We start from the raw sequence: 12,574 nt of genomic DNA, 5'->3' as shown, positions 1-12,574 counted from the left end.
CCTCCTGTCTTTCTTATATCGAACCAAAATACTTTTCAATAGTCTGTGCTGTATATTCAACATCTTCTGCTGTATGAGCTCCCGATAAGAACATAGCCTCGAATTGAGAAGGTGCCGCATAGATTCCGTTCTCCAGGAGATACTCGAAAAAGATTGCATAATCCTTTACTCCGGCAGTTAAAGCACTGTTATAATCTCTTATTTCTCCCTCCGTGAAATAAATACATAACAGGGAACCGATAGAATTCACTTTGATTCTTCCTTTACCGGCAGTTTGGATTCTGCTCCTTAACAGCTCTCCTTTCGCTGCCAGTTCCTCATATAAGCCCTGAGAGCTCTTTAACAGCTCAAGAGTCTTAATCCCCGCAGCAGTTGACAGAGGATTACCAGAGAGGGTACCAGCCTGATAAACCGGTCCCAGGGGAGCTATTTTCTCCATGATTTCTCTTCTTCCGCCATATGCCCCAATGGGCATTCCGCCTCCCACGATCTTACCCAGGGTAGTAAGGTCTGGTTTAACCTGGAAATATTCCTGCGCGCCGCCTAAAGCCAGCCTGAAGCCGGTGATTACCTCGTCAAATACCAGAAGGCTTCCATTATCATCTGTTATTTTTCGCAGAAAAGAGAGGAAATTCTCTTCCGGCAGTACAACACCCATATTAGCTGCTACCGGCTCAACAATTACTGCTGCAATCTCTCCTTTGTATTTATGAAATAGTTCTTTTACACTTTCTGTGTCATTATAATCAGCCAGGAGCGTATGTTTTGTAAATGCTTTTGGAACTCCAAGACTATCCGGCAGAGCCTGGGTCAATAAGCCGGAACCTGCTTTTGCCAAAAGTCCGTCGGAATGCCCATGATAACAGCCGGTAAATTTGATGATTTTTTTACGTCCCGTATAACCTCTGGCCAGCCTGAGTGCACTCATAACTGCTTCTGTTCCTGAGTTTACAAGTCTCACCATTTCCATTGAAGGAACGCACTCCTGTATCAATTCCGTAAGGCGTATTTCACGTCTTGTGGGTGCTCCAAAGGTAAGTCCGCAAGCTGCTGCTTCTCTCACGGCTTCTACTACCTCTTCTCTGGCATGTCCCAGAATCAGCGGTCCATAGGAACCTACATAGTCTATAAATTCATTGCCGTCTGCATCATAAATTCGGCTGCCTTTTCCTTTCTCTATAAACAGCGGATTACGATTTACCTGACGAAAAGCCCTGACAGGACTGTTGACACCGCCGGGCATATATTGAAGAGCTTCTTCATAAAGCTTCTGTGATTCCTGATCTTTCATACTGTACCTATCACATATCGCAGGCTTTCCTGCGACACTGCCACCAATATAAGGAGCGAAAAATCTCAACGTGGCATCCTTTCAATTTATTTTCTTTCACTCATAAAAACCTGCTGATGCAGCATGGTCTCCTAGGCCATCCGGTCTTTTAGCTTCTGGTCACGCTTACATCCGTACTAATTCATATCTCATTTGTAACTTTATCAAACTACTCACTTAACCACTGAGCAGCATCAAGGGCATGATAGGTAATAATAATATTAGCACCTGCTCGTTTCATTGCCATAAGGTTCTCTAAGACAACCTTTTTTTCATCCAGATAGCCAAGTGCTGCAGCAGCTTTAACCATTGCATATTCACCGCTGACATTATACACCGCAACGGGGTAACCCGTTTGTGCCGCAGACTGAACAACATCCAGATAGGCAAGTGCAGGCTTTACCATGATGATATCTGCACCTTCTCTGATATCATCTTCTATCTCTCTCACAGCTTCTCTGCCATTGGCATAATCCATCTGATAAGTCTTTCTGTCTCCAAATCCCGGTGCAGAATGAGCAGCCTCCCTGAAAGGAGCATAGTAACCGGATGCAAATTTCGCACTGTAAGCCATTATGGGTGTATTTACAAAACCCTCTTCATCCAAGGCTCTTCGAATAGCCTCAACATGTCCGTCCATCATATCAGAAGGTGCGATGATATCTGCTCCTGCCATCACACAGGTTACCGCAGCTTTTGATAACAGTAGCAGGGTATCGTCATTGATTACCTGTCCGTTTCTAACGATTCCGCAATGCCCATGGTCTGTGTATTCGCAAAGACAGATATCAGCAATGACCGTAAGTTCCCTGTAATTTGCTTTTATATGCCTGATTGCCCTTTGGATTATACCTTCTTTGTTATAAGCTTCGCTTCCGATCTCATCCTTATGCTCCGGTATCCCGAACAATAACACGCTCTTGATACCACAAGCTCTTACTCGTTCCAGTTCTTCTCCTAATCTGTCTATGGAGTATTGATAGATTCCTGGCATGGAGTTTATGGGATTCTTTTTATCGTCTCCATCTATTATAAATATAGGATACACCAGTTCTGCTATTCTTAAGCTGTTTTCCTGTACCATAGCCCTGATATTTTCACTAACTCTCAATCTTCTTCGTCTAATCATTCTGTCTCCTCCTTCTTATCAGCATAATCCTTTACAACAGTCTGCACCAACGAGGATATGGCTGTTTTCTCCGCCTGTAATATTTTGGTATAACCAAGGGCTGATAATCTGTCCCTGGTAGCTTCGCCCATACATACAAGTTTTGCTTTCATGGAGTTTCTCAGATTCTCCGGCAACTCATGATAGAATTCTTTCACTCCCAGGCTGCTGGCAAATATAAGATAGTCAACATCAGAAAGCTCTTTTAACACTCTCTGCTTCTTATACTCCTCCGGTACCAGGCTGTATACCGGGAAATCCTCGAATATAACATGATGATTCTTCAGTACGATTGTCATATCTCCTGATGCATTCCCTGCCCGAAGAAGTAATAATCTGTCCTGCTCTGTCAGAATGGGCAGCAGTTCTCCTGCAAGTGCTCCGCCATTGCCTTTGTCTGAAACATAATCTGCCGCAAAGCCGAAACCTGCTATAGCATCTGCCGTTCCCTGTCCCACCGCAGCAATTTTAAATGCTGCCAAACGCCTGAAATCTATTTTTTCCTCTTTTAGTGCATCAAAAAATATCTGTACCCCATTGCTGCTGGTAAATATAAGCCAGGTGTATTCAAATAATCTGGCAATAAGTTCTTTGAATTCCAGTGATTTGGTATGTTTCTTAACAGTCAGAAAACCCAAATTTATAACTGCTGCATCCTCTTCCCTTAAGGCATCAGACAGCTTTCTTACAAAACTTTCTGTTCCGGTTATACCAATACGAGCACCGGACAGGTTCCCTTTCTTACCGGATAAGAAATGATACGCTGCTGTCTCACCAATCACGATAACGGCAGGTGCCTTTATATTTCTTCCACTGGCTATGGCAGAGATGGTTCCTAAGGTTCCTCTGACGGTTATCTGATTATCTCTGGCGGCATTTGAAATGACTGCCGCCGGAGTATTACTGTCCTTGCCTTCCTTAATCAATTCTTCCGTTATGGTCTTAATGCTCTCCATCCCCATGAGAAAGATTAAAGTCCCTTCGACTTTCGCAAGATTTTTGAAATCCCAGTCTCCTTCCTCCTTGTCACGATGGCCGGTTATTACATGAAAACTCCTGCTTACGTTCCTGTGGGTAACTGGAATTCCGCCCAGTGCAGGTGCTGATAAAGAGGAACTGATACCCGGTACCACCTCAAAGTCGATGCCGGCTTTCTGCAGTGCAAGTATCTCTTCTCCGCCTCTTCCAAATACAAAAGGATCACCACCCTTTAATCGAACAACTTTCTTGCCTTCCTCCGCTTTTCGCACCAGTATTCGGTTAATATCCTCCTGATGGACAGAAATTCCTCCCGGCGTTTTGCCTACATCTATTTTTTCACAGTTTTCCGGTACCAGGTAAAGCAGCGATTCCGGTATCAGTCTGTCATATACCACTGTTTCGCAACTCTTTAAGAGTCTCTCACCTTTTAGGGTTATAAGCTCCGGATCTCCTGGTCCTGCGCCTATAAGATATACTTTCCCTTTGGTATTTTTATTTCGATCCATTGTCTCTCCTCCTATTCCGGTTGCTTTAAGACTGCTCTTTTTAATTCATCTGCCACTTCACCTGCCAGAATAATTCTATCCTTTGATAATCCTGCTCTTTTAACAACAATGGCATTTCCACCATAACCGAAAATGGCATGGATTGTCATATTCTCTTTCTTTATATCCGCATAGACACCCAGAGGTGTTGTACAGTCGGCTCCAAGAAGCTTTATAACTTCCCTTTCAGCTTCGAAGGCCTCTCTGGCTTCTTTATCAGACCAACTGCCCAATAGATCACATAATGCCTGTTCCGTTCTGCCCTCCACAGCTATGATCCCCTGTCCTGCTGCGGGTATAAAGCTTTCCGGAGCCAAGTACTTAAAATCATACTCTGTAAGCTGATCTGCCTGCAATCTCTTAAGTCCTGCTGCTGCCAGTAATAGTCCGTCGTATTCACCTGCCGAAAGTTTGCCAAGCCTTGTATTTACATTGCCTCTGAGTTCCTTGGCAGCATAAGGATAATCTGCCTCCAGCTGAAGTTTCCTTCTGGGACTTCCGGTTCCAATAACGGCCTTTTCCTTAAGCTCTTCACCGGTACGGGTAACCAACACGTCCCTCGGATCCTCTCTTTTTGAAACACCTATAATATCCAGCCCTTTCGGAAAAGATAAAGGCAGATCCTTGGCACTATGTACAGCAAGATCAATGTCACCCTTTAACATGGCCTCTTCAAGTTCAGATACAAAAGCTCCTTTTCCTCCAAAATGGGTAAGTGCTACGCTTTGTATCCTGTCTCCCAGTGTACTTAAAGGAACAATCTCAAACTCCAGATCAGTCCTGAGGCTTTTCAGCTCTGCTATTACTGTCTCAGTCTGGACCAGTGCAAGTTTACTCTTTCGTGTTCCTACCTTGAGCTTCTTCATTCTATACACCCATTGCATATCGCGGATATCATGCGATCTTTGTGGCAACCTTTCCTGTCAATATTTTCTTTCAATCGAAGGTACATATACAGTTTTAATTAGCTTATTTTATATCACTACAATCCTGATGTAATTCCTTTTTCATTTCTTTCATGATAACACAGATGTCTTCTTCGGTAAGATTGCCTTTTTTCTTCTCACCAACCTCTGCCATTCTTATATATACCTGTTTTCTTTCCCGTTCCGTGTGAAATTCACTTTTGACCAGCTTTCTGGCATCTCCCATTTTATCTGCTAGGAGTCCCATATAATCCGGCAGGTTCTTCTCCACCGTCTTTTTAATCTGTTGTGTCAGCACCGGACTGTTACCGGAAGAGGTAATTCCCACCGTAATAGATTGCTTTCTTACATAAGCGGGAAAAATAAAGCTGCATTCTTCTTTTACATCCACTACATTAACGGGTATTCCTTTTGTTTTACAGGCTAGGGATATCCTTCTATTCAGTTCCTTATCATCCGTCGCTGCTATTACCAAAAAGGCTTCCTGTAAATCCTCTTCTTTATAATCTCGCTCTATTAATTTTATATAAGGTTTATGCTTCGCCTCAAGTTCTATAAATTCCGGTATCATACTGCTTGCAACTATTGTCAGACTGGCTTTAAAATCAAGTAAAGCAACAGCTTTTCTAAGGGCTACCTTACCACCGCCTATTATAAGGCACTCTTTACCGTCTAATTCTACAAACATAGGGAAATAGGCCATTACCTGTCCCTCCTTTTGCCGTATGGCTTTAGTTCCTCCGCTGCAAGCTCCAGGCTTCTTAGAAGGGATCCAAGCTCTTCTTTGTTGACATGATTTTTCATATGATATAGCAAAGTTTCTAAGGAGGTCTCTTTCAGATTACCCTTAATGCGTTCAAGGTCAGGTAGAAATCCATGAAATATCAAAGTCTTCATGAATTCATCTGTTCTTTTATCTATAATCTTACGAGCATTTACCGCTTCTTCTTCTTTCACCTTGTTATTTTCCTCTGCCAATTCCTCAAAGTAATCCATATCTATTAATTGTATTCCTTCCATCCCTCTGATATCCTTATCAATATCTCTTGGTACTGCAAGATCTATGAATAATCTTTTCTTCTTATCAGTCAGGACATTTTCAAGTTCCTTAAAGGTAATGGTATAATGAGGGCTCTGGGTAGCGCTGATAATAACATCCGCATCCTTAACAGCCTCATACCGGTCTTTGTAATCGTAATAATCTATTCTTGTATACTGAGTTTCCACATCATCTCCTGATAGATGATTTCTAACCGTACCAGCTATCCCAATCCCTGGAGTTCCGTAAAGATTCTTCATCACGATGCTTCCCATCTTACCAGATATACCTATTATCAGAACCTTTTTAGCCTTCCGCTTATCTGTCTCAAAGGTTATGACTTCCTTTGCAGTTAATGTTCCTACAGATACCGGGGTCTTTGACAGTCTGGTTTCTGTCTTAACTGCTTTCGAACAGGAAATTGCTTCACGAAATAGGGTATTTAAAAGGTAGGCGGTATTTCCTCCTTCATATGCCTGTCCATAATCTCTCTTTACCTGTCCAAGGATTTCATCTTCTCCCATAACCATAGAATCCAGACCACTGGCAACGGTCATAAGATGCTTAACAGCTCCTTCGCCTTCATAACGCAGAAAATATTTCTTTAAATCCTTTAGGTCCAGACCTTTATACTCAGCCATCCGTTCCATGGCTTTATCAGCAGCCGTTTCATCCCCAGTAACATATATTTCTGTCCGGTTACAGGTAGTTATTAATACACACTCCCTGATATTATCTTCTTCCTTAACCAGGCGTAAGTACTCTTCTTTTTCACTTCCGGAAAACGCAAGCTGTTCCCTGATCTCTACCGGAGCAGTTTTATGGCTGATGCCTATTTGATATATATCCATACTAATTCCAATCTGTGTGCCAAACACACCTTTATCTCTAGCCATTAAAAGACTCTGAGGATTATTATAACATAACGCTATTCTCCTTGCAAACACGTGAAATACCAGTTCTTGCAAGGCTTACCGTTCCATAAATTAACATATTCTTGACAAAAGAAAGCTTTTAGCATAAGATATCAGTTAGACAACGTACATAGGCCATTATCACTATAAGAGTATTATTAGATGAACTTATTTTTCTCTCTAAATATTAAAAGTATAGAGCTTAGACGCAGCTTATCTAGCTTAATATTAAAATAACAAGCACTTAGTTCAACCTAATATTACCAAGAAAGGAGCAAAGGATGAACACATTAGTTGTTTTCTATTCTCTGGAAGGAAACACCAAGATTATTGCTGACATCCTGGCAGAGGAATTAGATTCTGATTGTATAGAGTTAAAGCCGGACAAAGAAATACCAAAAGGAGGATTAACCAAGTTTTTTTGGGGTGGTAAGAGCGTTCTTTTCCATGAAAAACCCAAACTGGTAAATGACCTGCCGGATTTATCCAATTACGATACAATTTTTATCGGAACTCCAATCTGGGCAAGTTCATTTTCACCTCCTATCGCTTCTTTTCTGGAGCAGGTGACCATTAAAGACAAGCAACTGGCTTTCTTTGCCTGCCATGCAGGCGGCGGTGCAGATAAATGCTTTGATAAACTGGCCGCAGCATTAAAAGACAATACTGTAATCGGAACCATCTCTTTCGCAGATCCTTCCAAGGAAGAAAAAGAGAAAGTAAAATCACAGGTCAAGCGCTGGCTTCATGAGATAACCTAAATTTTTGTATTAGGTATGTAAAACCTCCCAAAGAAAAAGTGTGTGTGTTATAACACATTTCCTTCTGATTGTAGACAAAGCTATTTTTATCTTGAAGCACTGTATATTTTTGTAATAAAAATGCAGTGCTTTCTTTTTATTCTTATCTCTGCTATCATTGGTCCTATCTGGAAGCTATACCAAAAAGAACTAGTTGATTCGTTACAAATTATATCAAATAAGGCAATGCAGATTTCCAAAGCCTTTATTGAAATGATAATATCAAAATTGATGAAGTAAATCCTGAATACCATTGCCTGCAAATTCTTGCAAATATTATCGGGTATTGGTAAAAAAAATATATTATACTTTTCTTGAAAGGAGAACCAAATGGATACACTTGAGAATATGAAAAATGCGATTGATTATATTGAAGATCATCTTGATGCTGAAATTGAATATGCAAAGATTGCTCAAATAGCATTATGTTCCCAATATCACTTTCAACGCATGTTTGCTTTTCTAATCGGAATACCACTATCCGAGTATATACGCCGTCGCCGATTGACGCTTGCGGCTTTTGATTTGCAGAACAGCAATGAAAAAATAATCAATCTTGCTTTGAAGTATGGCTATAACTCGCCGGACTCGTTTTCTCGAGCGTTTATGGCAATGCATGAAGTTACACCTTCAAAAGCAAGAGAAAAAGGTATATCGTTAAAAGCGTATCCTCGTGTAACATTCTCCTTATCAATTAAAGGAGTGGTTGAGATGAACTACAGAATTGAGCAAAAAAATTCATTTACGATTGTAGGTTTAAAACAGAGGTTTTCACATATTAATGGATTGGGTGAAAATATTGCTAAGATGTGGAGTGAAACACCTCAAGAAACATTTTCTCAAATTGCCAGCCTTGGAAATGGGTTAGTAGGCGTGTACAGTGGAATGTATGAAGATAATACAACTGATTACTATATTGCCGCGATAACAGAAAAAGATTCTCCCCAAAATTTGTACAGGCTAGAAATACCATCTCTTACATGGGCAATATTTGAAATCATCGGCCCTATGCCCACTGCAATGGCAGAAATATGGGGGCGAATTTTTTCAGAATGGTTTCCTACCTCTGGTTATGAGCATGCAGAAGCACCAGAAATAGAATGGTACTCAAATGGTGACTTAAGTTCTTCTGATTACAAAAGCGAAATATGGATACCAGTTATTAAGAAGTAGTCTCTTATTACTAGTAAACATGAGAAATGACTGTTATGCTATTGGGGACTGGTATGAAAAAGTTTATTCACTTGTTTGTGATAAGTAGATTTGCAAATTATCACAGCGTCTGTCAGAAAAAGAGCTTACACCGATGGCTTTAGGTCATCTGTGTAAGCTCTTTCACTAAATTTTAAAGAAAATTAAGCTTTTTCACTTGTTGCAGAACATCACCTTCTCTGAAAGGCTTCACGATAAATCCTTTGGCACCGGCACGAATGGAATCATTAATCATTTCTTCCTGTCCCATGGCTGATACCATTATTACCTTACAGTTCTTATCAATTCTCTTTATTGTCTGAAGGGCTTCTATTCCGTCCATTCCAGGCATTGTAATATCCATTGTCACAAATTCAGGTTTCAGTAAAAGATACTTCTCTACAGCATCTCTGCCATTAGAAGCCTCACCTACTACCTCATAGCCGTTTTTCACAAGTATATCTGCCAATACTTTTCTCATAAATATAGCATCGTCAGCAATTAAAACTTTCTTCATGTCCCCTCCCGATAACCTGCTTAACTTGATACCTTTAGAGGTATTTTCTCATTTAAACATGTTTTATATACTAACGAACTACAATATTATAGATTTTATCTTTAACATAAATTTCTTTTACGATTGTTTTTCCTTCCAGGAATTGCGTAACGGTTTCGGTTCCCATTACTTTTTCCTTCACAGTATCTTGTTCTTCTCCCCTGCTTATCAATACGGTAGCTTTTACTTTACCATTTATTTGAACTGCTATTTCCAACTGACTTTCTATGGTTTTCTCTTCTTCCCATACCGGCCAGGTAGTCTCAAACAGATTACCTTCAAAGCCAGCCAGGCTCCAGAGTTCTTCTGTCATATGAGGTGCTACAGGGTTCAACAGAATCAGGAAGGTACGGTACTCCGCTTTCGTTATTTTACCAACCTTATTAAAATCGTTAATTAAGGACATTAATGCAGCAATAGCCGTATTGAATTTGAGACCTTCAAAGTCCAGGCTGACTTTCTTAATGGTTTGATGCATCTTAATCTCTAATTCTTTCGAATATCCCTTTTCTTCGGTTACAAGATCCTGCAGCTTCCATACTCTCTCAAGGAATCTACGGCAGCCCTTTACACCATCATTAGACCAGGCAGCACTTAATTCAAATGCACCAATGAACATCTCATAAGTACGAAGTGTGTCCGCACCAAATTCATTTACGATATCATCCGGATTAATTACATTTCCTCTGGATTTGGACATCTTCTCACCATTCTCACCAAGTATCATACCATGAGAGGTTCTCTTTCTGTAAGGTTCCGGCTCACTGACAAATCCTAAATCATAAAGGAATTTATGCCAAAATCTTGAGTATAACAGGTGAAGTGTGGTATGCTCCATACCGCCGTTGTACCAGTCAACGGGCAACCAGTAATCCAGGGCTTCCTTGGAAGCAAAAGCATCCATATTATCAGGATCAATGTAACGAAGGAAATACCAGGAGGAGCCTGCCCACTGAGGCATGGTATCTGTTTCCCTGTGAGCATGTCCGCCGCAATGAGGGCAGGTAGTCTCTACCCAGTCTGTCATACGGGCAATAGGGGATTCACCATTTTCTCCGGGTTCATAGCTTTCTGTTTCAGGCAGCAGCAGCGGTAATTCACTTTCAGGAACGGGTACAAAACCACATTTCTCACAGTGAACCAGAGGAATTGGTTCTCCCCAGTATCTCTGTCTTGAGAATACCCAATCTCTTAATTTAAAGTTTACGGTCTTCTTACCGATACCTTTTTCTTCTACCCACTCAGTCATACGTTTCTTGGCTTCTGTAACCATTAAGCCATTTAAGAAATCAGAATTGATTAACTTTCCATTATACTCTGTAAAGGCTTCCTCTTCTACATTACCGCCTTCAATTACCGGAATTATGGAAAGACCAAATTTTTTCGCAAATTCCCAGTCTCTTGTATCATGTGCAGGAACAGCCATAATAGCACCTGTTCCATAGGTCATAAGGACATAATCTGAAATCCATACCGGTACTTCTTTCCCGGTAACCGGATTAACAGCAGTAATTCCTTTGACCTCAACACCGGTTTTGTCTTTGGCAAGCTCTGCTCTTTCAAAGTCTGACTTCTTGGCTGCTGCTTCTCTATAAGCCATAACTTCTTCCCAGTTCTCGATTTTGCTCTGGTATTTATCCAATAAACCGTGTTCAGGTGAGATTACCATATAAGTAGCACCAAATAAGGTATCCGGTCTTGTGGTAAAGATCTTAAGGGTTTCATCTGCTCCCACCAGTTTAAAATCTATTTCGGCTCCTTCTGAACGGCCAATCCAGTTCTTTTGCTGGTTTTTGATACGGTCTGCATAATCCACCAGGTCAAGATCATCAATTAAACGATCTGCATAAGCAGTGATCTTTAACATCCATTGACTCTTAACCTTGTGTACGACTTCACTGCCGCAGCGTTCACATACTCCATTTACTACTTCCTCATTTGCAAGCCCTACCTGACAGGAGGTACACCAATTAATCGGCATCTCTGCTTTGTATGCCAGCCCTTTTTCAAATAATTTCAGGAAGATCCATTGTGTCCATTTATAATAGTTCGGATCTGTTGTGTTAATCTCTCTCTCCCAATCAAAGGAATAACCCAGCGATTGAAGCTGTTCTTTGAAATGCTTTATATTATTATCCGTTACTATCCTTGGATGAATTTTATTCTTAATGGCATAATTTTCTGTAGGAAGTCCGAAGGCGTCCCAGCCCATGGGGTATAGCACATTATAGCCTTCCAGTCTTCTCTTTCTTGCAATAATATCAAGTGCAGTATAAGGTCTTGGATGGCCTACATGCAGTCCCTGTCCTGAAGGATAAGGAAACTCAACAAGGGCGTAGTATTTTGGCTTACTTTTATCTATTCCGGTCTTAAAAGCATTGCTCTTTTCCCAGATGTCCTGCCACTTTTTTTCAATTTTCTTCGGTGAATAATCCTCTGTCACGCTAAATGACCTCCTAAAATGTACTATATTTTTCTTAATTATACACATTATTTATTATTTTAACAACACTAAAACTCAATTTATGTTTTTCTTTTAGGAAGTAAATATTATGCAGGACAGGGTTTTTATTATTTATTTAAAATATATAGTTGTAAAAAATTTGAATGGTAAAAGGACGGGTTTTTACAAGGGGACGGCAATTAGCAGAACCTGGAAAGAATTCATGCGGTCATTCCAATGTATAAGAAGTCCTAATTTCTCTGAAGCTTTTGTGCTGGACATATCCTTAAACAGATAACTCGCTCCGCTCAGACAATCTGTTTAAGGATATAGCACAAAAGCTTCAGAGAAAAGGACTTCTATTACATTTCCATAGGCGCATTCATTCTTTCCAGGTTCTGCTAATTGCCTGAAATGTTGAAAGACAGGTGCATAACGCTAAATATTTATGCAATCATTTATGAAGATGGTTTAAGAGCCTATTTAGGGCTGTTTTTTCGATATATAGCTTTAGGGCTTTCATAGCCAGAACCAGAACGTAGATAAAAAGGCCGCAAAAAAGAATACTTACAAAAGCAACAATTACCAGCAGAATAAAAGATATAAAAGGCATTTATATTCTCCTCCCATTTTCATTATATCTCTAATAAGACCCTATAACTGCTTTATATTCGGTATGTA

The 12,574-nt window shown here is 40.4% G+C and carries 10 protein-coding genes; 2 read left to right on the top strand and 8 right to left on the bottom strand.

Annotated elements, in window-relative coordinates:
* Nucleotides 1-13 precede the first annotated feature (13 nt).
* From hemL to hemA, 6 genes are all read right to left on the bottom strand, one after another.
* Nucleotides 14-1,291 (bottom strand): glutamate-1-semialdehyde 2,1-aminomutase, encoded by a 1,278-nt coding sequence (gene hemL / locus R2R35_RS22090; protein WP_317732021.1) that lies wholly within the window; start codon nt 1,289-1,291, stop codon nt 14-16.
* Nucleotides 1,292-1,499: 208 nt separating this feature from the next.
* Nucleotides 1,500-2,459 (bottom strand): porphobilinogen synthase, encoded by a 960-nt coding sequence (hemB, locus tag R2R35_RS22085; RefSeq protein ID WP_317732020.1) that lies wholly within the window; start codon nt 2,457-2,459, stop codon nt 1,500-1,502.
* Nucleotides 2,456-3,985 (bottom strand): uroporphyrinogen-III C-methyltransferase, encoded by a 1,530-nt coding sequence (gene cobA / locus R2R35_RS22080; RefSeq protein WP_317732019.1) that lies wholly within the window; start codon nt 3,983-3,985, stop codon nt 2,456-2,458. Before cobA ends, hemB begins: the two co-directional genes overlap by 4 nt.
* A gap of 11 nt (nt 3,986-3,996) precedes the next feature.
* Nucleotides 3,997-4,890: a hydroxymethylbilane synthase gene (hemC, locus tag R2R35_RS22075; RefSeq protein WP_317732018.1), complete on the bottom strand. Its 894-nt coding sequence runs from the start codon at nt 4,888-4,890 to the stop codon at nt 3,997-3,999.
* A gap of 103 nt (nt 4,891-4,993) precedes the next feature.
* Complete coding sequence (locus R2R35_RS22070; RefSeq protein WP_317732017.1) at nt 4,994-5,653, bottom strand: precorrin-2 dehydrogenase/sirohydrochlorin ferrochelatase family protein; 660 nt, start codon at nt 5,651-5,653, stop codon at nt 4,994-4,996.
* Nucleotides 5,653-6,885, bottom strand: coding sequence for a glutamyl-tRNA reductase (hemA, locus tag R2R35_RS22065; RefSeq protein WP_317732016.1), 1,233 nt, complete (start codon nt 6,883-6,885; stop codon nt 5,653-5,655). The genes R2R35_RS22070 and hemA overlap by 1 nt, the downstream gene beginning before the upstream one ends.
* Nucleotides 6,886-7,184: 299 nt before the next feature.
* Here hemA and R2R35_RS22060 point away from each other — a divergent pair, with 299 nt between their 5' ends.
* Together R2R35_RS22060 and R2R35_RS22055 are read left to right on the top strand one after the other, a co-directional pair.
* Entirely contained in the window at nt 7,185-7,664 is a 480-nt protein-coding gene (locus R2R35_RS22060; protein ID WP_317732015.1) for a flavodoxin family protein, read from the top strand.
* 369 nt (nt 7,665-8,033) lie between these two features.
* Entirely contained in the window at nt 8,034-8,876 is an 843-nt protein-coding gene (locus R2R35_RS22055) for an AraC family transcriptional regulator (RefSeq protein ID WP_317732014.1), read from the top strand.
* Nucleotides 8,877-9,048: 172 nt separating this feature from the next.
* Here the strand turns inward: R2R35_RS22055 and R2R35_RS22050 are convergent, their stop codons facing one another.
* Both R2R35_RS22050 and leuS read right to left on the bottom strand, forming a co-directional pair.
* A complete protein-coding gene (locus tag R2R35_RS22050) occupies nt 9,049-9,411 on the bottom strand; it encodes a response regulator (protein ID WP_317732013.1) in 363 nt (120 codons plus the stop codon).
* A gap of 70 nt (nt 9,412-9,481) precedes the next feature.
* Nucleotides 9,482-11,941, bottom strand: a complete 2,460-nt coding sequence (gene leuS, locus R2R35_RS22045; protein WP_442872258.1) for a leucine--tRNA ligase — start codon at nt 11,939-11,941, stop codon at nt 9,482-9,484.
* Between the last annotated feature and the right edge of the window lie 633 nt (nt 11,942-12,574).

The organism is Anaerocolumna sp. AGMB13020 (assembly GCF_033100115.1).
Classification (GTDB): Bacteria; Bacillota; Clostridia; order Lachnospirales; family Lachnospiraceae; genus Anaerocolumna.
This window is presented reverse-complemented; position numbering and strand designations above follow the sequence as displayed.